We start from the raw sequence: 23,414 nt of genomic DNA, 5'->3' as shown, positions 1-23,414 counted from the left end.
CACATTGTAGCAATACTTCCCTAAATTGCCTGCCTAAAATAATCGTATTCATGAAATCTTACTTAAAACAACACCCTCCTTTTATTTCCATTGTTTTTATTGCTTTATTACTGGGGTTTGCCTTGCTTGTGGCTTTTGTGCCCACCATTAGCCCTTACCTTATTTTACAAAAATCTGACTTGGCTACACCTACCCATTGGTACAAGTTATTGAGCTACTCACTATACATCAAAGGATTACAAAACTGGTTGGTACAAAGCATTATACTTTTGTTGTTGGGGGCAGTCATAGAAAAACAAATACGCCAACCCCTTCATGTGATTGGGCTCATGCTACTATCAAGCATTGTAGGTGGAGTGAGTTTTATGTTGCTAAGTACCCAGGCAGTGCCTTTGGCTTCGCCTGGAATGATTATTTGGGGCTACAGCAGTGCTGCTATAGTGCTGGGGCTTAGCCACTGGTATCAGTCAGAAAGTGCCGAAAGGGTTGCACTTATTGCTTGTGTTTTGCTATTGCTGCTGCAAGTGATAGATTTTAATCTGACGGTATTTCTTTCACAAATGGTAGTTATGCTAGTAACCGGTGCTTTGGTTTGGCTGGGGTATGGCAAAAAAAGTGGTAAGTCGGACAAGTGAGCCATTTAGGGCACGAACTCATCTCAACCAACTTTTCTGAGAATAACGCTTTGCGTACCTCTAAAAACGGGTTCTAAAAATACCGCCCTCACCTCAGATTGTGTCTCCAAGGGCTGATCGAAATCCCAAAACACAAGAGATTAGTTAAGGTAGGAAGTGAGGACACAACCCTCCTAGTTAAGTAAATGCGCTATTATTTGGGATGAGTTTTGTTTTCTGACGCACTTCAAAAATCGCCGAAATAACCGAGGCTACAGTTCTACTGTGCCGACCTCTGCTTTAGCTTATGGGTTAGGTATTTAGTAGTTGAGGTACTAGGACAAGCTCGCCTGTTCCGAACTTGATTCGGAAGAGCAGGCGAGGCGGAAATAATCTGGCTAACAACCAATAAGAAAAACACTATTCCGCAAGCATCTCCTGATAAATTTGGTCTTGACTGAGTTAGCTCAATTGCCTTCAAACTGCTTAAAGCCGCGACTTGTCGGGGAAAATCTATTTTTTATTTATTCCTTCAACTAACTTGGCTATTCATCTGCCAAAATTGATCATTGGGCGAAAGCCCTATAAATATTGATGTTTTATACTGTAAAAATATTATTTTAGGTTAATTTATGTTTTAAAAATACGAGCTGACACTCACATATTATTTAATACCCCCTAATGAACAACCTGGCGAAAAGACTGATCGAAGAAAATTTGCACACCAAAAACTCTATCCTTGACCTTGGCAATTGTGGACTGGATGGCACTGAATCCCTACTTGAACGTCTTGAAGAGTGTAACCATTTGGAGACATTGATTTTGGGAAACTCCTGGTTTGAAGATGTCTCTCAAATCAGCACATTTGAGTTTACCCAAAATACAGATAATGACAACTACCCAAATAACTTAAGGCAACTTCCTTTGTTATTACCCAAAAACCTGAAGCGATTGGTTGCAGGATGTATAGTAGAAAAATGGGGCATACAAGATTTATCTCCTTTGCAAAATTTGACCTCCCTGCAGCAGTTGTATCTGGCCAATAATAATATCACAAATTTAGCCCCTTTGGGTCACTTAGTAAACTTGCAAGTGCTAGATGTTAGTTTCAACAATGTTGTAAATATCACCCCTTTGGCTACCCTCAAGCAGTTGAGAAAATTTACTGCGGTAGATTGTGCTATCAATGATTTAACTCCTTTGCAGCACTTAGGTAAACTGGAAAAACTAGCCCTTAATACGAATAAAATAACTGACCTGGCACCTTTGGCTCAACTGGCTAACTTAAAAGCGATTGATCTAAGTGACAATCTTATTACAGGTATTCATCCTTTGGAAAACCTTGTAAACATAAGGCAGCTGAACCTAAGTAACAACACCATTGTAGATATAACCCCTTTAGAAAACTTAGCTTTACTAAACCGTTTATATTTAGATCATAACAACATTGTTTATTTACCATTGTTTCATCAACTCCAAAACCTCACCCTCCTTGATTTAAACTTCAATAAGATCAGAGAGTTTCCACACGATTTTTTAAAGCCGCTGATTGGCCTGCACATTTTATACTTACACAATAATCCGATTGAAAATATTCCCTCCAGTATCATTGGTGGCAAACACAAAGCAGACTTTATTGCCCGATGGTTTGCCAAACAAGAAGGAAATGTATTGCCTAAACTACGTAACTACCTACAATCTATAGAAAACAAGGCAGACCGCCGCCCTCTGCACGAAGCTAAACTCATATTTGTAGGGGTGGGCGATGTGGGTAAAACCGAATTGGCCGAGGCAATCAGTAATCCAGCCTATTCTTTTGAGCAACACAGGACTACCACTCAAGGCATTTGTATCAAGCAGTGGCAACCGCCTAATTGTGAGTTAGACGACGAGGTGATTGACTTTACTGCCAATATTTGGGACTTTGCCGGGCAGGAGATCAACTATGGTACCCACCAGTTTTTTTTAACTAAAAATTCGGTGTATGTGTTTGTGTGGGAAACCCGCAAAGGTGAGCAAACCGAAGCGTTTAACTATTGGTTGCGCATTGTATCGCTACTTTCAGACAATGCGCCTATTATAGTGGTGCAAAACAAAGTAGATGTATATGAAAGTGAAATAGACCAAAAAAACTGGAAAAAGCGCTTTCACAACATTGTAGGCTTTTTAAAAACTTCGTGTAAAACCGGGCAAGGCATTGATATTTTGCGTGAGACTGTGATAGATGAACTGTTGGCGTTGCCCCATATCCGTGAGGTATGGAACAAACACCGATTTGCTGTGCGCAAAACGTTAGAGCAATACAGCGTCGACTGTATCTCTAAACGCGAATATCTTAAGGTTTGTGCGGAACACCGGGTAAACCGAACCGATGCAGGCTTTTTGAGTAACCAACTGCACGACATTGGCGCAATTTTGCATTTTGGCAATGAAGCCAAGCTTAAAAATACAGTAGTGCTTAAGCCTCAATGGGCAACTGAAGCTGCTTATTTGCTGCGCGATAGCAAACATGTAGTACAGGGCAGGTTTAGTCTGCATGACCTGGACAACATCTGGCCAGAAGAGCGTTTTGACGATAAGCACATGTTTCTGTTACATTTGATGGAACAGTTTGAACTTATTTTTCAGCTCCACGACGACATCAAGTACATCATTCCTGAACTGTTGCCCATTGAAATGCCCTCTCGGGTTATTTACCTTCAGCCAACTGCCGATGAAGCCCGACATTTACACTTTGAATACCACTATGAATTTATGCCCAAAGGGGTACTTAGTCGCTTTATTTGTCGTATACATAGGCTTATTCACGAAGAGCTTTTCTGGAAATATGGGGTGGTACTTGCCTACGAACAAAGTTATGCGAAGGTATTATGGGATGATACAGACATTCGCAAAACGATTGCCATTGAAGTGTGGGGACCTAAAGCTGATAAACTCTTATTTTTGATCCGAAACCACCTCGAACACATCCACGAAAAACTTAATTATCCTCCCTTGCAAGAAAAAGTGCCTTGTGTGTGTCCGGTGGGCTGCCCACACAAAACCAAGCCGCACCTACACGATTACCAAACCCTGCGTAAGTTTCAGGCAAAAGGAAAAAGCAAGCGGGTATGCGACAAATCAGTAGAAGAGGTATCTATTCAATCCATGCTGGAAGGTATCTTGGATAATAAAGAAGACCACACCCGGCGTTTGTTTTACTTGATTAATACCAATAATGTGGCGGGTTTTTTTGATCTGCTCGATCAAATGGGCATCCAGCAAAGTCAACTCAGCGCTTTAAAAGATGAGTTTGTGCATGGCAACACCTCTTTTCAGTTTGCCGAGCGTCTGATAGTATGGGTACAAACCCACTTTAGGGGGAGGGGATGGTAAATAAGTAGCAGCAAGTAATTAGCTATAAGTCCTTAGATACCGATGTATATCGGTGCTACAAGTAAGAATAACCCACTCATTATAAATCTGTTACATCTACTCATTAGATATATTTAATTCTGCCTTGGCACTTACATTGAAAAAATAGTTGTTTAAACCCAATCGTGCAATTATTTGTTTTCAAGGGTTATTTAGCATTTAATACCCCCAACCTTTCGAGAATTATTTATGCATGAATTTAGGAGAGTGAATAAAATCTCCACTCTCCTGAAATTATATATCAGCCAATTTTACTTCTTGTTGATCACCAAACGTGTTGTTTTTCGAGTGTTGGTGGTTGGGTCAATTACTACCATTTGGTAAGTACCAGCTTTTACACTGGCAGGTACCATCCAGGTGTTATTGCTTTGAGTAGCAGTAAAGCTTCCCACCTTTTTTCCGGTCATCATATCATACAATACTACCTCTGCTTTTTCTACATGGTCAGCCAGTTTTACATTTACCTGGTTGGTTGTAGGGTTAGGGTAAACCTTTACATCCAATGTTTTTTGAGCGTTGGTTAGCTTCGTTTTTTTGATAGGAAGAATCTCTTCGCCTATAGGAAGAGGCACTCGCCCACAAACAGTTTCTATGCGAATAGCGTCTACCTGCAACTCAGCTTGTCCATTGTTAGGAGCCGTTTTTAGTAATGGATAAATCCATAGTTGAGAGAAGTTAGCCGAAGCAGTGAAAACCACTGTTTTTTCTACCCATTTTGGATAGTTCAACCCGTCGGTAAAAATAGTTTGTTGACTATTCACTGAAGGAATCACTACCGAAGTAGTCGTTCCGCTAGGTACACCGTTGGCAGCCTTTACATAAAATGCCCCATCAGGGTTAGAAGTACGCACCCAGAATTTGACTTTATAAGTTTTACCTGCCACAAAATTTACATTGGTTACTATACCTTCGCCGCGTCCATAGTAAGACCACATCCAGGCAGAGTTTGAACCTTGGCCTGGTGCACCACCAAACATACTTGGGGTTCCGTGAGACTGAGCCCAGCCATATACCAAACCACTTGAAAAAGGACGTACCCGGTCGGTTCCCTTTCTTTCTTCAAAGCTGTAGTTAGGCACAGCAATGCTCATAGGGGTACAAGCAGTAATTTTGATTCCATCTACTTGTACTTCGGCTTGCCCATTGGTAGGAGCACCTGCCAAATAAGGGTAAATCCATAGTTGGGCATAACTTGTACTTGGGGTAAAAGTAACTGAGATGTATTTCCAGTTATTGTATACCAAGCCATTAGAGAAGATAGTTTGTTTACTGCTTACTGATGGGAAAGTACTGGCGCTGCTGGTACCATTGGGTACACCGTTGGCAGCCTGTACATAAAATTTACCATCAGGGTTATTGGTTTTCACCCAAAAATTTACCGTGTATACTGTGCCAGGAGTAAAGGTATAGTTTTGCACAATACCTTCGCCTCGTCCGTGGTAAGACCACATCCAGGCAGAGCGAAGCCCTTCACCAGGTGCTCCTCCAAAAATACTGGGCGTTCCATGCGATTGTTTCCAGTCGGTTACTTGTCCGCTGGCAAAAGCACTGCCATAGTTTGTGCCCGTCAAAGACTCAAAACTACCATTACTCTGTGCATAACTGTTTATGCTGATGACAGCAAAAAAAAGCAAAGCGATCAATTGAACAAATTGTCGTTTCATAGTTAGTTACTATTAAAGGTTTAGAATTATTTTGTGATATTATGTTTTGTTTTGTGCTACAAACCTAGATGAAAACTTACATCAAAATTCAAGGCAATTCATAAACGGTAGTTTTAACTTCACGAATGGTGAGTTTGGGTTTATAAGACTGTGGAAGGATGAATAAAAATATACAACCGATATCAACACAAATAAACACCTTAAAATCAGCGTCTTACGACACTCTCTTCAGGGGGTGTTTGGGTAGCCCGCACGGTGGAAACAATAAAAGAAAGCGAAGTGAATTGGTTTTTCAAAGTTGTTTTGGAGTAAATAAATCACAAGACCAGCAAGGAATGTTTAATAAATATTAAAATTGCACAATTGAAATATATACATTTGTTGGCATAACTACATTTTTATATAGAACTCGCCTTGGTTTTTAGGGATGTAGAAGTATAAAATTTTGAATATTTTTTTTTATAAGCATACAATACTCCTCCACTTTTTTAACTTTGTCAGTTTATTCCGACATAAGTACCGAGGCAGAATGAAATATACCTAATGAGTAGGTGTAACAACCATATAATGAATGAATTACCCTTACTTATAGCTCATTACTTGCTGCTACTTATACATAAGCATTTCACCGCAATGCAACTGTTTATTTGAGGGCGCTTGGCACACAAACAAATAAAGACCACTAACAGGTAATGATTAAAGAATCTATTTTACAACAGTATGAGGCTGAAGTACAAGTTTTGAACAAAGGCGATATTTTGTTTATGGAGGGGGAAATGCCTCGTCATTATTACCAGATCAAAGAAGGAGAAATCAAGGTTTCCAATTACAACAATGAGGGCAAAGAGTTTATGCAGGGCATTTTTTATGAAAAACAAAGCTTTGGTGAGCCACCTTTATTGGGTAACTTTCCTTATCCGGCTACTTCACAGGCTTTAAAAACCACCACAGTGTACAGGTTACCCCTGAACCGCTTTATTGAATTGCTGCAAAATAATTTTGAAGTGCATTGGCAACTTACCTCTACTCTTTCGCAACGTTTGCGTTACAAGGCAATGATTATGAAAGAAATTTCCAGCCATTCGCCCGAACACCGCATACTTACCCTGATAGATTATCTGAAAAAACATACTACAACCACTGATCGGTTTGAGGTGAAACTTACCCGACAACAAATAGCCGACTTGACAGGGTTACGGGTCGAGACCGTGATCAGGGCAATCAAGAACCTGGAAGCCCAGCAAGAAGTACAGATTATTGGGCGTAAAGTATACAGGTAAAGTGTACCATCGGTGGTGAAGGTCAACAAGTCATTCCCCAAAAACGCACCCCATTGATTTCAATCAACTGATCGAGACGCAACGACGAGCCATCGTTCCATTTTACATACTCTACCTTGTCTTTGATGTACAAATCTACAATGGTTTTGGTAAAATACGCTTCCTTATTTTGGGCATCAAGGTAAGTTACTTTACAAGGAGTTTGTGTAACTGCCCAAGCTTCAAGATAGTCATACAAACTACAATTAATGGGGTTATAAGGCTTTGCTTTATTCATGGTAAAATATTGTTGTATTAGTAACGACGATAAAGAATAGTAGACCATCACTTGTACAATCGCTATTTTGTCAAGATAGTTCTGCAAGGATTGTAAACAACTGATTATAAGGTAATTAATATTAAGAGTAACGCTCAATCGAAGAAGTGCTTAATAGATTTAATAACTAAATTTTAAAACTATTTTGTTAAACATTTATTTTCTCGTTTTTACCCAATTTTACCCATTAACACAGAAACAATCCTTGGTTGTAAAAGTTCTTGAAGCGTTGATTGTTTGATTGTAAACCAAAATAATAATTCACAAAACGAGAATTTTTAAATCTATGAAAATCATAAACACCTATGCATTGTTGGCTTTATTACTTAGTAGCCTAATGGTGGCTTGTAATACCAAAGAAAAACAAAACCTTCCAGCACCAGCAACCAATCAAAGTGAAAAAATTGAGGGGTATGTAATTGTTCTGAAAGACAAATTGAGTCGCCGATTAAGCGGGCAAAACACCGAAAAAATCGCTCAGGAGGTGATAAAAGATTATACCACCAAATCACCCAAAGTAACTGTTTTGTCAGACCAAGGTAAACTGGCATTTAGTGCTGATATATCTTCGGAAGAACTACAAAAAATAAATCAAGATGACCGCGTAGAGTTTGTGGAATACTTCAAAGGAACAAAAGCTAAATTTCTTGATTTCCTTTTTAACCCTGTACAAACGGCAGATTTTGTAGACCTTGACCGCTATGTAGGAAAATGGTATGAACTCGCCAGTTTTCCGCAAGACTTCAGCACCGACTGTGAATGTACTACTGCCAATTATTCGCCTGGTGCCCTTCGAGGAATTGTCAAAGTATTTAACCAGTGTAACTCTACCGAAGGATCGGGGCAGGCAAGAGGAACCGCCTTTGTAATGAACCCTGGAGCCAACTCCCGTTTATTGCTTACATTGCAAGAACCATTGGTACCTGTTCCTGGCTTGTACTGGATTTTAGAAGTACGCGAAGCTTCCTCAGACAAACCTTACACATTTGCCGTAGTAAGTAATCCGTTCAGAAGTAGTTTGTTTATTCTTAGCCGAAAGCCTACACTAGAAACCGATGAAGAAAAAGCCATTTATCAGGATATTTTGAATAAACTAAAAAAGCAAAAGTTTGACCTTGACAAGCTTCAGGTGACCAACCAGGAAAACTGTAACTTGTAAATGTAAGTAGCCTCACTATACTATATATGACAATCAACATTTAGAGTAAAACCAGGGTTGTCTCATCATAATTTCAAATACCTTAAAGCCCATTTTTTCTTAAAGAAAACCTGGTAAGGTTTGAATGATGAGGCAGCCCTTCTTTTTTGTCTGATAATTAAGTTAAACACAGTAGTGGATTATCAACACCGCCCAAACACACTTGCAACAGCAATGAGCAGAGTACCTAAGTGGTTTGCCTAATGTTTTGTCCCTTAGGAAGGTCTGGGTTTTGGCCATATTGATTAAATACAATTTGACAAAAAGTAACTTGCTATAAAACTATAGTTGCAATATTTTAATGATAGTTTGTACTGTGACAATGGCGTGTTTTTTTTCTCTAAGGCATTGCCAATTGCTATGCTTCTTTTTGCTAGATTTGCGGAAATTAGAAAAAGATAAAACTGAAAATAATGCAAGAACAAACAGATTTTTCTATCGATGTAGTGGTAGAAATTCCCAAAGGTAGCCGCAATAAGTATGAATATGATTATGACAAAAAAATGATTCGTTATGATCGAATGCTTTTCTCTGCTATGCACTATCCTAGTGACTATGGATTTTTTCCTGAAACATTGGCACTAGATGGCGACTCGCTAGATGCGTTGGTATTGGTAACCGAGCCTACCTTTCCTGGATGTTTGATCGAAGTTCGTCCAATAGGTGTGTTTAACATGAGAGACGAAAAAGGACCAGATAAGAAGATATTATGTGTTCCGATAAGTGATCCTATTTGGAATCATATCAAACGCCTGGATGAAATTCCTCCCCACATGAAGCTTGAAATTGAGCACTTCTTTCAAGTGTACAAAGACCTAGAAAAGAAAAAAGTAGGGGTAGAAGGTTGGGAAGACGAAACCTCTGCCATTAAGGCAATCAAAGAGGCTCAACAAAGATATTTAGAGAGCAAGTGGAAAAAACAAAAGCACTAGTACTAGTACACTGATTACTAGGCAATTGTATCACATACACGACTTTTCAGGCTGCGTACTTCATTGTTACGCAGCTTTTTTTTGTATCACTATATTAGGTTGGTGCGTAGAAGTAAATATACCTTGGCAAATAGGGTGAGGCTTACTGTTTCGTGTCTAAACCAGCAGAAGCTCAATATGTACCCTGCCCAAAAGTACTTTAGGCAGTTTTGCCATTCAGCTTCTGACAACCGTTTGAAAATACCAATGAATGAAAAACTATATACTGTGTTTTTTGTTGATTTTTTGCATAAATTTACTATTCTGACTAAAAAATATTACAGAAAACCTGGTTTGTGTGAAAAGTTATAATGAACTCAAAATCAATAGTTCGCAGCACCGACAAGGTTCTGGCGACTAGGTGCAAGGTTCTAGGTACAACCTTGTTTAACTCCGTTGAGCTCATCACAGCAAGCTGCTGTAGATTCGGTTCATAGGCAACTAACACACTTATCTTCAATGGGTTATAAATTTATTAGTTAGAAGCAGACTCGAATAAATGCTCACCTTACTTGCTTGATAATCAAAGGGTGAAAGTGATTTTGTTTACTCAATTCTTTTTTGAAGTGTTTGTATTTACACCATAAATGCTCCTATAAATAGGGGTTGACTGACTGATTATCACCAAATATTTTCACTTGTTCTGCCTTGCACATCTTTGATTAAACAATGAAAGAAATATTTGCACAGCCTTGGCTACAGAAGTCTCTTAAGGATTGAATATTTGAAGAAGTACAACAATCAGAGACAAAGTTCAGTGGATTAGCTGCGTAGGGCTTGACCTGAAGATCTGTGGTTAGGTTATTTTTGCAGTTTTACTTATATCTAAATTACCCATGTTTTTAGCACTCTTAAGCTTTATTTTAGACTTCTGCCTCCTGTCCAACCCCTGTCTGCCTCAGCCTCATGCATACCCTGCGTCATGTCGTGTTACTCCTGCAAGCGATAGTACCAAAGCTACACCTTATACTATTATTCGTACCATTACCATTACCGGAAACAAGAAAACCAAACGTAGAATTATATTAAGAGAGTTAGATGTTCACCCAGGTGACAGCTTGCTCAATCACCGCATCGACACGGTGTTGCTGTCCAATAAAAATAAGATTTTTAATACCAACCTGTTCATTACTGTAGATTTGAGTCTACAAAACAAAGAAGGAAATGTGGCCGACTTGCATATTAAACTCAAAGAACGATGGTATTTTTTTCCTGCTCCTTTGTTTGAACTGGTAGACCGCAACTTCAACGAATGGTGGCATCAACGCAACCGCGACCTCACCAGGGTACGTTATGGCCTTCGGCTTACTCAAGACAATGTATTTGGACTCAACCAAAAACTAGAACTACTTTTCCTGACTGGTTTTATCAATCAATACAGCTTGAGCTACAGAATGCCCTATATAGACCGGGCGCAAAAAATGGGGTTAAGTTTTCAAGTATCTTATACCCAAAACAAGTCTATTCCTTACCGTACCGAAGGACACCAATTGGACTTTTTGGAAAGTGAAAAAATTCTCAAAGAACAGTTTTCGTCTGCGGTATCGTTGCGCAGACGTAGCAAGTTTTACGACTTTCATACAATAGCCCTTTCGTACCATCAGTCTAAGCTTGCCGATACCATTCCCCAAATTAACCCATTGTATTTTTTAGATGGCAAAAACACCCAAAAGTATTTCAAGCTTCAGTATACGTTTGAACACAACAAAACCGACATCAATGCCTATCCGCTGAATGGTTCTATTTACAGGGGATCTATTGAAAAGTATGGGCTGGGTTTTTTCAACGATGTAGACATGCTCGCTACTACCTTTACAATGGCCAAATACAAACGTTTGGGGCGTGGTTTTTTTGCCGATGTATTGTTGCGTGGGCGTTATTTATTGCACCAACGGCAACCTTATTCTATATCCAGAGGGTTGGGCTATGGCAATAACCTGCTGAGGGGGTATGAGTTTTACGTACTTGATGGGCAGCACTTTGTTTTGAACCGTAACACACTTAAGTTTCGTTTTGTAAACACACGCAAAGAACTAGGCTTTATACCCATTCCTCAGTTTAGAACTTTACCTTTGGCAATGTACTTTACTTTTTATTTCGACACTGGCTATGTGTCCGATAGGTTTTTTACTGAAATTAACAACCGCTTTACCAACCGTTTTATTTATGGCACAGGAGTGGGCGTAGACATTGTAACCTACTACAACATGATCATTCGTTGCAATTATGCGCTCAACTCTGGGCTTGAGCATGGATTTTATATTACCTTTAGCGCCGACTTATAACCCAACCCTTTTTTTACCATGAAGTATTGTTTTACCCTGCTGGTTTGTTTATTGACGAGCGTTGTATACGCACAAGATTCGTTAAAACAAGCCCCTTTTTTCGACGACTTTGACAACAATCAGCACGGTTGGTATGAGTTTGATGAAAAGGAAGCCACCGGGAAGATAGAAAAAGGGCAGCTTTTTTTTTCGCATCATCGCACTAAAGGGTCTTGGTCTTTGTGGAATACGGTCAAGATAGATGAAACTAAAAACTTTAGCATCGAAGCCAAAATTCGTTTTTTGGGCGGGTTCGACAAACACGGTTATGGTATTATCTGGGGCGCAAACGACCTCGAAAACAAGTATTTTTTCATTGTCACCAGTTTGGGCTTTTATACCATCAGAAAAGTAGAAGCAGGCAAAATCAAAGATATTAAATCCTGGGCTCCCAATGTTTACATCAATCAAGGAAACAACGAAAATACTTTCACTATAAAAAAAGCAGGCAATAGTATGTTATTTTATATCAATCAAGAGCTACTTTTTGTCTCAGATAATTACCCGTTTTTTGGTGATAAAATAGGGTTTACACTGGCGCACAATATGAAGATAGCCGTAGACTACCTCAAAGTAACACAATAGCAGATAAATGCTCCTTTTAGGGCAATGCTGACTCTCCCTTTTTTCTTCTTGTTCTACACCACGCTCCTACCTTTATTGCCTCACAATCGTTTGCTTTTTGTTTACCTGTTGCCCTTGCCTTGGCTAAACACGACCAAATCCAACACCTTGCGCTCTTTTTTAATGTAAAAAACACTCATTAAGGAAACAGTGTTAGTGCTTAAGGGATTTGTGTTATTCGGTGATAAATATTTTGTAGATATTTGTAAGAGCTTGTTTAAATTTTCGTTTACAGGAGATTTTATGATGAATTTTTGGATTAGATGCGTCAAATTTTGAAGAACCGATGGCTAGAGCTATGCTCTGCCAAGCTCTGCGAAGCTAAATAGCAGCGCTATTGCCGATAACCGAACCTGTAGCTTTGCTACGGTGAGCTCTGCTTTAGCTAAATTTGACAATATATAATCAGAAAAGTCACGTAAAAGACCTAATCAATGAATTTTAAATAAGCTCTAACATCAAAATAAAGAAATATGGGGCAGGAAATAATCAAAATACAATCAATTAGTCAATTACACGATATGGCAGGCTTCGAGAAGCCCAAACACCCACTGATTAGTGTAGTTGATGTGTCAAAGATCAAAATCAACAAAGACTTGCTCAATGTAAAGCTGTCGCCTAATTTGTATTATATTGGGCTCAAAAATGCCGACTGTGGAATACAGTATGGGCGCAATCATTATGATTTTTCGGAGGGAGTACTCGCTTTTCAAAGTCCACATCAAGTAGTAGCTGTTACCTCTGAAACCGAGTTTGACAAAGAACAGGGTTGGATGTTGTTTTTTCACCCCGACCTGATCCGTACCACTCCCCTGGGTGAAAATATAGAAGATTACTCTTTTTTCTCTTACGATGTACACGAAGCCTTGCACCTGTCGGACAAAGAAAAGAAAACCTTGAACGACTGCGTAGAGAAAATAAAAGAAGAGTACAACGAGCGCATCGATAATCACAGCCATCGGGTCATTGTATCTACCCTAGAGTTATTGCTCAACTATTGCCTGCGGTTTTATGAGCGGCAGTTCAACACCCGCACCGCCAAAAATAAAGACATTGTAAGCCAAGTAGAAAACACCCTGAAAGATTACTACAAAACAGGGCAACTGCCCGAATATGGGGCACCTTCTATTCATTATATTGCCGATAAGGTGCACTTGTCGCCTACTTATCTAAGCGACTTGCTCAAGAAAGAAACCGGGCGCAGCGCCAAAGATCATATCAACGATTTTTTGGTCGACAAAGCCAAAACTTTGCTCTTAAGTACCGAAGACTCGGTATCAGAGATTGCCTACACGCTGGGGTTTAATTACCCACATTACTTTAGTCGTTTGTTCAAAAACAAAACGGGGTTTACTCCCCAAAAATACCGCGAGGTGGGCTAACCAGCCCCCGTTACAAATCTGTAAATACCAGTACATCAATAGGCGATGCTTTGAGTATTCAAGTCAACTTGTAGCCTATTGCCTATGCCTAAAAATTATTTTTCGATACATTCCTTGAAAAACTATGAATCAGATAGATAAAACAAAACCTGTATTAGTAACTGGTGCCACCGGATATGTAGCCGGATGGTTGGTAAAAAAACTATTGGAAAAAGGGATCACGGTACACGCTGCAGTAAGAAACCCGCAAAAACAAGAAAAACTGCAACACCTCAATCAGCTTGCTGCCAAGTCGAGTGGCTCTATCAAATACTTTAAGTCAGACTTGCTGCAGGAAGGCTCCTACGCCGAAGCAATGGCGGGTTGTGAGCTGGTATACCATACTGCCTCGCCTTTTGTGACTGATGTAAACGACCCACAAAAAGACTTGATTGACCCGGCGGTAAAAGGGACACAAAACGTGCTCGAAACCGCCAACAACACCCCCTCGGTCAAACGGGTAGTGGTTACCAGTAGTTGTGCTGCCATTTATACCGATGCTATAGACTGCCAAAACGCACCTGGCGGAGTATTGACCGAAGAGGTTTGGAACACTACATCGTCGTTAAACTACCAGCCTTATGCTTACTCAAAAACCCTGGCCGAAAAAAAAGCCTGGGAAATTAACAAAGCCCAGGCACGCTGGGACCTCGTGACTATTAACCCGTCGTTGGTGTTAGGGCCTCCACTAAACCCCCAAAGTGTTACTTCAGAGAGTTTCAATATATTGAGACAGTTGGGAGATGGCACCATGAAAATGGGTGCCCCCAAAATAGGCATTGGTTTGGTAGATGTACGCGATGTAGCCGAAGCACATTACAATGCAGGGTTTAAACCCACCGCCAAAGGGCGTTATATTACCTCAGGGCATAATACCAATTTTCTGGAGCTGGGTACTACCTTGTTGCCCAAGTACGGCAAAAAGTTTCCTTTGCCCAAAAAAGCCCTGCCCAAATGGTTGTTAATGCTGGTGGGACCTATGACCAACAAATTGTTTACCCGTAAGTTTATCCGCAACAATGTAAACCACGCGTGGGCAGCCGATCACTCAAAAATCAAAGAAGAACTAGACATTGAGTTTACTCCGCTCAAAGTTACTATGGAAGATACCTTTCAGACATTGGTAGACGAAAAAATACTACAGCCCAAATAACAATAGTCCCCCACTGGCTTAAGTTTTTTTAACTTATGCCTCCGAATAGAAGAAAGTTTTTCAACTTTCGTGCAATCACAAGTTGCCAACTTGCCTCTATTGCCAGGTATAAGGGAGTAACCAACAAAAAAGGGGCTTACCAAGCCCCTACCTTTAAACCTATAAAAAATTCCCTTGCTTAACCTCCCCACGCCCAAAAAACGGTGGTTGCCCCTGTTTGCCTTGCCATAGCTGCAGGCGGTGGTGGTGGCGGTGGGGTTGACCCTCCATCATTAGGACCACAGCCGCAGCCCCCGCGCAGTTGGGCTTGGGCAAGTGGGCTAAGCGCCACTTTGCGAAAATGTTGCAGCCCCTGGTTTGTTTTTTTCTGCTTTTTCATATTCTTTTGTATCCTCAAAAAAAAGTGTTGTATATTACAATAGCCCACTTGTTAAATACTGTAAACCAGTATTTTATACGAAGATTGCGTACTCACTTTATTTTTAAAAGTGTTTCGGTTTTATGCCTAAAGACCCAATTTAACAGTTTTTAAATTCATAACTGACCTTTCGCAGGTCAAAAATTTGTTTAACAAAATATTATACCAGTCTTCAAACAAGCTAATAAAACACAATGATTCGAGTATCTGTGAGCCGTTACTTCCCCGAATCAAGTTCGGGATCATGGATTTTCTATAGGTAAAAAAGTAACCAAAAACCCCACAGCTGTAGTTTGTTTTGCCTAAATCTGTTACACTACGCCGAAACAGCTCAAACTCGCTTCGCTCAAACAGTGATCTGTTTAGCTTACGCAGAGCTCGGCGCAGCAAAGCTGCAGCCTCGGTTTTACGGCTTCGTTTCACAGATTCTTAACGGCAACAAACTAAGGCTGAATCTAGCTGACGCGACCTTAGTCCTATGCTGTATTTTTTGGCTTAAAAACAAAAATACGTGCTACGAAAGGTCAGTTCATAAAACCCACTGGCTTAAGTTTTTTTAACTTATGCCTCCGAATAGAAGAAAGTTTTTCAACTTTCGTGCAATCACAAGTTGCCAACTTGCCTCTATTGCCAGGTATATAGGGAGTAACCAACAAAAAAGGGGCTTGCCAAGCCCCTACCTTTAAACCTATAAAAAATTCCCTTGCTTAGCCTCCCCACGCCCAAAAAACGGTGGTTGCCCCTGTTTGCCTTGCCATAGCTGCAGGCGGTGGTGGCGGTGGGGTTACTCCTCCGCTGTCAGGACCACAGCCGCAGCCTCCGCGGAGTTGGGCTTGGGCAAGTGGGCTAAGCGCCACTTTGCGAAAATGTTGCAGCCCCTGGTTTGTTTTTTTCTGCTTTTTCATATTCTTTTGTATCCTCAAAAAAAAGTGTTGTAATATTAGGTATATTTGCAAAAATACTGCCTTGGGCACAAAAAACGAAACATCTAAACATTATTACACCCAACTACTAAATTATATCTAACCTATAAGTTATGTTGTTATCCACTACCCTACGTCTTGCGGGGCTGGCGTTGTGCCTTGCCTTTGCCCAAGCTACCTACGCCCAAACCACCCCCTCAAAAAAAACAAAAAGCCCCTTTGACAGCCTCTACGCCAAAGCCTACCAAGTGGGCAATGCCCAACCCGACTCGGCGATACACTACGCCAGCCAAGCCACAAGAGCCAGCCAAAAACCAGAAGAACAAGCCAATGCTCATAACTTATTGGCTTTTTATGCGCTAAATCAAGGCTATTATGCCCTTGCTATCAAACACTACCAAAAAGCGTATGATTTGTATAAGCAACCTAGCCAAAAAGCGGTAATGCTCAAAAACATAGCTTTTTGTTACAAAAATGCAGGCAACTATGAAAAAGCCACATCTATAGCTAAGAAAACAGTGCAGAACTTTACAACACTACAAGATACAACTAACTTAATTGAAGCATTTAACTTACTAGCAAACTGTTATACTGTTCAGGATAACTTTGGCAATACCAGTGAAACTTTTAAAAAAGCGATACAACTTACTCAAGGAAAACACAAAGCCAAATTAGCAAATATCTACGACGACCTTGCCCGCCTCAAAGAAAACCAAACCCAGTACGATTCAGCAATACATTACCAACGCCTTGCCCTGGAGCGCTTTGCCGAACCCAATGCCGCCCGAAAATGTACTCGTTTGGTGCGGCTAAGTTGGTATTATATGCTCAACCAAAACGCCCGCCAAGCCCGGCAGCACCTCAACCAAGCCCTGGCGCTTAAGCAAACCAGCCCCGTGAGCCACATTATGCTACAAGCCACCCATGGGCTATTGCTGTTTGTAGAGCGGCAAGAGCCTGAAGCCCGCCAAGCCATAGGGCGCAGCGATACCCTGCTGAAGCATTTGCGCCAACGCTCAAGCCACCCCATCCAGCAAAAGTTTGCCCGTAAGCTTGCCTACGAGATCAACCAGAGCGGCTACCAACTCTTAAAGCATTTGTGTTTTTATAGTGAGCAACGCGCCCGTTTTGCCCCCCACAAACAATGGTTTGCCGAACGCCTGCAATACAGCCAACAGCTTTACGAAGAAATACAGCTAAGGGTACACGCGCGCGACTCGTTGGTGATAGCCCGCACCCAACCCAAAACCCAAGTGCGGGTAGTGCGGCAAATATCTCCTTGGTGGTGGGTGGTGATAGCAGCCACTATAGCTATAGGGGGGTTGTGGCTATACAAGGCACGCGCCCAAACAATAAAAGCCCGTATACAAGAGGTGCAAGCCGAAACCGAACGAGTACAAGCCCAAGCCGAACAAGTACAAGCCCAAGCCGATTTTGTGGAGGCAATGAAGGCAAGCCCTATAGAGGGGCTTGGAGACATAAAACCCCAGGAAACCCACCTGCTACAAGAGGCAGCCCACCGCCTGCAACGCCCCCTAGAGCCCGACGAAGTAAAGCTGTTGGTGCTAGTGGTGCGGGGCTGTGCCTACAAACGCATAGCTGAGGAGCTAAAGATAAGCGAAGGTGCCACAAAAATGAGGGCACAACGGCTCAAAGAACGCTTAAAGGTACATAGTTTTCAAGAGTTGATGTAGGGCTACAGCGTCAACCCCTATAGGGCTATAGCATCAAACCCCTACAGGGCTACAGCGTCAACCCCTATAGGGCTACAGCATCAAACCCCTATAGGGCTACAGCATCAAACCCTATAGGGCTACAGCGTCAACCCCTATAGGGAAACATAAAAAAAGCACTGAGAAAGGTTTCTCAGTGCTTTTTTTATGCTTATGTAATTTACTACAAGCCTTAGTGATCTTTCATAAATAATTTGAGCCATTAAAGTGTATCTATTGCCCTCATTCTTCTCAAAAAAAAAGCCTCATAGCTTTGGCTATGCACCGTTTTTTTTGAATTGTCTGAGAACAATATATTTTCTTAAATTGGCACAGCTTATTTCTTCCAGATCACTATGCTTTAGTTTACCACCAGCTCGTCGAGCAATTGCCCCTTTCTTATGCCCTTGCCGCCAAGCTTAGCCCTTACCTCTAGCTTGTAGTTGCCACTGGCAAGCCCGGCCGGCACCATAAAAATAAGCTCAGAGGGTTTGTTACGAATAGTAGTAGGCGATTTGGTTTCGGTGCCATTGCTGGCAATAAAAAAAACACCCTGGTCGTTGTCGGCAGGGTCTATTTTTAGGCGGCTGCCGTTTAGTTGCCCTACCCCACCCGCCGTGAGGGTGTCATTGCTAGAGTCGCTTGCCACGTCTTTAAAATTGAGCAAAGTAGGCACAGGTTTGCTGGCTTCGGTTTTGGTAAACGACAACTCACTCAAAACCTTTTTGAGACGGGTACCTGCTTGTACGTTTATTTTGGCGTGGTGGCGGTTGCTGTCGTAGCGGTCGTTGCTGTCGGTAAACACCCCCTTGAGGCTCACCGATATATTAATCAATTCGGTATTGATGGCCTGTCCGTTTTTGATGGCTTCGGTAATGGCATCAAAAAACTCCTCTAATACCGATAGTGCCTCGGCTTTGGTAATGGTAGAGCCTCGCCCTATCATGGTTTCTATGATATTGTCTAGAGTAAGGGTTTGGTCATGCTGTACTTGTGCCATGTGGTCGTCGGGATCACTGGTCATTTGATTGTCGTACAGGGCATATTTGATTGCCATAATGTTGTTGTTTAAGGGGTTAAAATTTATTGAATTATGTTTATTTACGGGGTTGCTCGATCAGATGTTTTGCCTTGCTCCAAAAAGGGTACATACAATATTTACCTTCAAAAAATCATATATACAAATATTGCTTTTGGGGGTCATTTTTCGCCTGAAACGACCATAAGTGGGCACTTGAAAAAAATAGTCACAAAAAAAACAGGTAACTTTCAATTTTTTTTTGCCTGTAAATTGTGTTTAGCCCGCTAAATATTAACCCCTTGAAAACAAGTGGTTTAAAATAAAATGTGACTATTTTGTTACTTTATTTTGCTCAGGTAACGGTTCTAAAGTCAAAAATTTAGTCTCCCTTTAGCCCTTGTTTTGTATGTTTTGCCCCCCTACTTTTGTTGCATCAGAGTTGCTGATTTTGGGGCGCTGATTAACCGCAGCGCGTCCTACTTTCGGCATCGGTTTTTCTAAAAACCAGAAGGCGTTCAGCGCCTTCTTTCCCTTGAAGCATACAGCGCCCGTAGTGTGGTGTTGTTGTATTAGGTATGGCTTAAGGGGTGGCTGCTGGCTGCCCTTTAGCTTATAGTCGAGAGTCAGTAGACGATAGTCGGGAGAAGAAAAGCATCAAACAGTCAAACAATATAAAAACTCAAACAAATGAAAAAGATCTTAGACCAACTCAAAAAACGCCTGTTGCCGGGCAAAGGTAAAAAAACAGGCAACAAAAAAAACAAAGTAGAACTGCCCCCGGTGCTGTTGCCCATAGACCAAGCCGCTCAAGTACGCGAAGCCAAGCTTGCCCATTTGCGCGCTACCTGCGACGAGGTAATAGCCAAACTGCGCAACGGCGAAAAACTTACCCCTTACGACCAGGCACGTACTCAAATAGCCATTCAGGAGTTGATTAATAGTCGTTTTAATTACGAGTGAGTCAATTACGAATGGTTTAATTACGAATTACGAATGTTCGCAAAGCGAGGCTAAAAACTACGGTCTACCGACTACCAACTCCGGACTAAAGTATGAATGGCTTCGCCCAATTCGTAATTCGTAATTCTCAAGTTCGTAATTCTCAAATTTGTAATTACTATAAATGATGGTAAACAGGGAGACCCTGGCAGGCATGGTTAGCACCCAATAAGTGGTCAAACTTAGTTAGGGATAATAGTAAGCCCTGCCAGAGGTTTAGTTAATGATCGCTGCTTAGAGGGTAGCTTTTGGCTGCCCTTTAGCTTTTTAGTCGAGAGACGAGAGTTCATAGTCGGGAGTGGCTACGCCTCACAAACCATCAAACAATCAAACCATTACACAATCTAAATAAAATGACAAACAAACAACAATACCAGGCGCGGCAACTTGCCGCCGTAGAACTAGAGCGCCCCCACCAGGCGCCTACCCTCATAAAACTAGAGGCTATAGTAAGCATATTGCCTGATATGTGGTGGGAGCAACCCGCCGTGCGGCTCAGTCTGACCAACGGCAGCCAACACCGCATTGCTTTTGCCAGCCAGCAAGCCCGGGGCGCTTTTTACAATGAGGTATGCGAGCACTTCAGTGTGAGTCGTCATCAGGTAATAGAAATGCACTCAGAAGAAGCTTGTTAATTACAAATTGGTTTAATTACGAATGGTTCAATTACGAACCGACCAGAGGGAGCTCTGCGAAGCTAATTACGAATGAGTAAACCGACCAGAGGGAGCGCTGCTTTAGCTAATTACTAATGGCTTCGCCCAATTCGTAACCGCAGACCTTTAGGTCAAGCTCTGCTTTAGCTAATTCGTAATTCTCAAACTCGTAATTGATTCACTCGTAATTCCCTCATTCGTGATTTTTTGAAAAAAATATTAACTTTATACCTTATCAAACTTAACCCATGCACAAAAAAACGCAAGCAGATGACAACCAAGCCCAGGATCAAACGCAGGCACCGCAACCTGTACAGAAAAAAACAAAAGCGCCTGAGAAAAAAACCGGGCAAAGCCAGGGTACTACCCATGGCATACCCACGGTAGGCGGCGACTTGCCCCCCATAGAGAGCAAGCACCTACCCCACCGCAGCAATTACAAAAACCACAAGGCAAAACAAACGCCCTACCAAAGCCGCCCACAGTTGCCGCATACCAGCGACTATACCCGGCGAATGACGGAGGAACAACGCAAAGAGCCAACCCTCCCCGTGGGTCTTACCGGAGACATTACTTTGTATAAATGGGTGTTTTTGGAAACCGACACCACCCGTGGTGGCAAAAAGCTGCCCTTTAAGCTGAGCGGCGAGGTGGCTATCATGATTCCTAAGCGCACCACCCAACCCATACCCACGGGTACGACGCTCGACAAGTATGTAAAAGCGTCGCGTTCGGGTGGGGGCACCACCATCAAAGAAGTGCACAGCCCCAAGGGGCAAAAAACCCTGGGCAAGTACTCTAGCAAGTTGTTTGACCTGAACACCCAAGAGGCAGTAATGGGCGGGATTAAGCTCAAGTTGAGCGCAGGCTTTATGGAGTTTAAAACCTCGATGAAAGATGCCAAAAAACTGAAAACCAACCCTCAAAGCAACCTCGCCAACGGAGTAAACCCCCACACTGCCCGTGTAGGCAAGGGCGTAATGGGCATGGGCTTTGATTTTGACCCCTTCAATATCTCGTTGAAAGTAACGGGCAGGCTCCACAAAAACAGCCCCCAAAACGAAATATTTGGGTTTATATCGCATTTGCCTTTGGTAAAGCAGGCATTGGCATCGGGCATTACTATAGACATAGTAGGGGCGCTCAAAATATCGCCTACTATAGGTTTTATGGAGTATGGCAAGGTAAAAGCCCAAAAAGAAGCCCTCAAAAAGCTGGAAACCAGCAAACGCCAACAAATAGGGCTAGAGGCCCAAGCCAGCACCCACCCAGAAAAACAACGCAAGCTCAAGAAACTGGGCAAGCAACGCCACCAGCTCAACCGGGCAATAAAAAAAGACCCCAAGCTACACCAGCTAATGGAAGACCTGAAGGCACAACAGAAAAAAATAGACCAACTCAACCAAGACCACCAGCTGGCGCGCCAAAGCCGAAAAGACCTCGCCAACACGCCGCGTAAAAAATGGAAAGAGGTGCCCAAAAAAAAGTTTGGGCAAGCCGTGCGCCAAGATGTAAACCTGACCTCGATAGACCGCACCATAGAGCAAAATAAACTAAAGCAACTCAACGCCCAAATGCGCGCCGAAGAAAACAAGCTGGCCAAAAAGCTGGGGCTGGACGCCGACATACCCTCGCAAAAACAGCTCATAGCCCAGCAAAAAGCCCTGAGCAAAAAAGCTAAAAACCAGGCTAAAGAACTTAAAAGGCTCAAGGCAGCAACAAAACAGCACCTGGCCGATGTAGAAAAAATAGCGGGAGAGTATAGCACCAAATACGGCAAAAAGATGGGGGCAAGGGCAGTGCAGTTTGCCCGGGTGGTGGCTCACCTCAACCTCGCCATGGACACCATAGACGGCTTGGCGCTGTTGCTTGCCTTTTTGATCAAGCCCGACCGTGCCACCCACATCTTTAACAGCAAAAACACCATAAGCGCCACCGACATGCTGCTGCTACTGGCGCAAGACCTGCCCGAAGGCGACCAGGAAAACAGTGCGCACGGCACCACCGACTGGCGCAAGGCTGCCACCAGCGACCAAAACAAGGCAGGCAAGGGCAAAGCCGCTGCCCGCACCCGCCAGGAGGCAACGGGCGACACGGTAGTGGGCAAGGGCAAAACCAGCCCCACCAAACCCCACGACAAACACGGCAACGGCAACCGAGAGGAGATAATGAAGGTGGTTTTTTCTAACCTTCAGGCCAAAGCCTTGTGGCAAACCCTGCTTGCCGAGGCCATTTTACGGGGAACCCACGACGCTTTTTTTGCCGACTTTACCCTGCAACACGCCCAGGCGTTGGTACGTATTGCCCAAAAGTATGGCGATGAGCTGGACATAAGCAAAACCGCCCGGGAGTATAGCCAAGCTGCCCAAAAAACCACTAAAGGCACGATGGACGACTACCTGGCGAAGCTAGAGGGGGCTTGTGCCCGCACCCTGGACCCTACCATAAAAAAGGGCAAAGAAGATGACCCCAAGGTAGACCGCGAAAATCAACACGTGGTGCACGATAAAGGGTTGGAGAAGGAAAAGGGGAAACTTGAGGGAGTAGCAAAAGAAACTAGAAGTATTCCTGTGGGTGTAGTAAGTGCCAAACCAGATGGGGGGCGTTATGTAATAGATGTGATAGAGAATGCCTACAAGGTAGGCTCTACCTTGACGTTAAATTTTGTGGGGACTACCAAGGTAAAAAGCATTTTAGGGATATAGT

Annotated in this window: 18 protein-coding genes; 13 read left to right on the top strand and 5 right to left on the bottom strand. The window is 42.4% G+C overall.

All coding sequences use genetic code 11. The annotated features are described in order from the left end of the window. Positions 1–50: 50 nt before the first annotated feature. Complete coding sequence (locus M23134_RS33675; protein WP_002704579.1) at positions 51–635, top strand: hypothetical protein; 585 nt, start codon at positions 51–53, stop codon at positions 633–635. 660 nt (positions 636–1,295) lie between these two features. Then, complete coding sequence (locus M23134_RS33670; RefSeq protein ID WP_002704578.1) at positions 1,296–3,989, top strand: COR domain-containing protein; 2,694 nt, start codon at positions 1,296–1,298, stop codon at positions 3,987–3,989. Between the two features lie 290 nt (positions 3,990–4,279). On the opposite strand, the gene M23134_RS33665 is transcribed toward M23134_RS33670, so the two are convergent. Next, the gene (locus M23134_RS33665) at positions 4,280–5,692 is read right to left on the bottom strand and encodes a T9SS type A sorting domain-containing protein (RefSeq protein ID WP_002704576.1); all 1,413 of its coding nucleotides are present in this window, start codon (positions 5,690–5,692) and stop codon (positions 4,280–4,282) included. Positions 5,693–6,384: 692 nt separating this feature from the next. On the opposite strand from M23134_RS33665, the gene M23134_RS33660 reads away from it, so the two are divergent. Continuing rightward, the gene (locus M23134_RS33660; protein WP_002704571.1) at positions 6,385–6,972 is read left to right on the top strand and encodes a Crp/Fnr family transcriptional regulator; all 588 of its coding nucleotides are present in this window, start codon (positions 6,385–6,387) and stop codon (positions 6,970–6,972) included. 22 nt (positions 6,973–6,994) lie between these two features. Here the strand turns inward: M23134_RS33660 and M23134_RS33655 are convergent, their stop codons facing one another. Next, positions 6,995–7,249, bottom strand: coding sequence for a Rho-binding antiterminator (locus M23134_RS33655; RefSeq protein ID WP_002704569.1), 255 nt, complete (start codon positions 7,247–7,249; stop codon positions 6,995–6,997). A gap of 325 nt (positions 7,250–7,574) precedes the next feature. Between M23134_RS33655 and M23134_RS39340 the strand changes: the two genes are divergently transcribed. The 6 genes from M23134_RS39340 (at position 7,575) to M23134_RS33625 (ending at position 14,979) form a co-directional block, all read left to right on the top strand. After that, positions 7,575–8,447 (top strand): lipocalin family protein, encoded by an 873-nt coding sequence (locus M23134_RS39340; protein WP_002704567.1) that lies wholly within the window; start codon positions 7,575–7,577, stop codon positions 8,445–8,447. Between the two features lie 452 nt (positions 8,448–8,899). Continuing rightward, positions 8,900–9,418: an inorganic diphosphatase gene (locus M23134_RS33645; protein ID WP_002704565.1), complete on the top strand. Its 519-nt coding sequence runs from the start codon at positions 8,900–8,902 to the stop codon at positions 9,416–9,418. Between the two features lie 875 nt (positions 9,419–10,293). Further along, a complete protein-coding gene (locus M23134_RS33640) occupies positions 10,294–11,742 on the top strand; it encodes a BamA/TamA family outer membrane protein (RefSeq protein ID WP_002704561.1) in 1,449 nt (482 codons plus the stop codon). A gap of 18 nt (positions 11,743–11,760) precedes the next feature. Then, on the top strand, positions 11,761–12,366 hold the full coding sequence (locus M23134_RS33635) for a hypothetical protein (protein ID WP_002704559.1): 606 nt from the start codon (positions 11,761–11,763) through the stop codon (positions 12,364–12,366). Positions 12,367–12,878: 512 nt separating this feature from the next. Beyond that, a complete protein-coding gene (locus M23134_RS33630; RefSeq protein ID WP_002704557.1) occupies positions 12,879–13,787 on the top strand; it encodes a helix-turn-helix domain-containing protein in 909 nt (302 codons plus the stop codon). Between the two features lie 124 nt (positions 13,788–13,911). Next, the gene (locus tag M23134_RS33625) at positions 13,912–14,979 is read left to right on the top strand and encodes an NAD-dependent epimerase/dehydratase family protein (RefSeq protein WP_002704555.1); all 1,068 of its coding nucleotides are present in this window, start codon (positions 13,912–13,914) and stop codon (positions 14,977–14,979) included. 178 nt (positions 14,980–15,157) lie between these two features. Here the strand turns inward: M23134_RS33625 and M23134_RS33620 are convergent, their stop codons facing one another. After that, a complete protein-coding gene (locus M23134_RS33620; protein ID WP_002704551.1) occupies positions 15,158–15,358 on the bottom strand; it encodes a hypothetical protein in 201 nt (66 codons plus the stop codon). A 746-nt stretch (positions 15,359–16,104) separates the two neighbouring features. Then, positions 16,105–16,302, bottom strand: a complete 198-nt coding sequence (locus M23134_RS33615) for a hypothetical protein (RefSeq protein WP_157558781.1) — start codon at positions 16,300–16,302, stop codon at positions 16,105–16,107. 131 nt (positions 16,303–16,433) lie between these two features. On the opposite strand from M23134_RS33615, the gene M23134_RS33610 reads away from it, so the two are divergent. Further along, positions 16,434–18,014 carry a tetratricopeptide repeat domain protein gene (locus tag M23134_RS33610; protein ID WP_002704547.1) on the top strand — a complete coding sequence of 527 codons (1,581 nt, stop codon included), beginning with the start codon at positions 16,434–16,436 and terminating at the stop codon, positions 18,012–18,014. A gap of 379 nt (positions 18,015–18,393) precedes the next feature. Here the strand turns inward: M23134_RS33610 and M23134_RS33605 are convergent, their stop codons facing one another. Then, positions 18,394–19,089 carry an HU family DNA-binding protein gene (locus M23134_RS33605; protein WP_002704545.1) on the bottom strand — a complete coding sequence of 232 codons (696 nt, stop codon included), beginning with the start codon at positions 19,087–19,089 and terminating at the stop codon, positions 18,394–18,396. Positions 19,090–19,740: 651 nt separating this feature from the next. On the opposite strand from M23134_RS33605, the gene M23134_RS33595 reads away from it, so the two are divergent. The 3 genes from M23134_RS33595 (at position 19,741) to M23134_RS42355 (ending at position 23,413) form a co-directional block, all read left to right on the top strand. Beyond that, complete coding sequence (locus tag M23134_RS33595; RefSeq protein ID WP_002704541.1) at positions 19,741–20,013, top strand: hypothetical protein; 273 nt, start codon at positions 19,741–19,743, stop codon at positions 20,011–20,013. Between the two features lie 392 nt (positions 20,014–20,405). Beyond that, positions 20,406–20,687: a hypothetical protein gene (locus tag M23134_RS33590; protein WP_002704539.1), complete on the top strand. Its 282-nt coding sequence runs from the start codon at positions 20,406–20,408 to the stop codon at positions 20,685–20,687. A 269-nt stretch (positions 20,688–20,956) separates the two neighbouring features. Beyond that, the gene (locus M23134_RS42355; RefSeq protein ID WP_002704537.1) at positions 20,957–23,413 is read left to right on the top strand and encodes a hypothetical protein; all 2,457 of its coding nucleotides are present in this window, start codon (positions 20,957–20,959) and stop codon (positions 23,411–23,413) included. Position 23,414: the final 1 nt, after the last annotated feature.

The sequence above is a fragment of the Microscilla marina ATCC 23134 genome (genome assembly GCF_000169175.1).
In the GTDB taxonomy this organism is placed as follows: Bacteria; Bacteroidota; Bacteroidia; order Cytophagales; family Microscillaceae; genus Microscilla; species Microscilla marina.
Note: the sequence above shows the minus strand (reverse complement) of the source record. Positions and strands in the feature narration are given on the sequence as shown.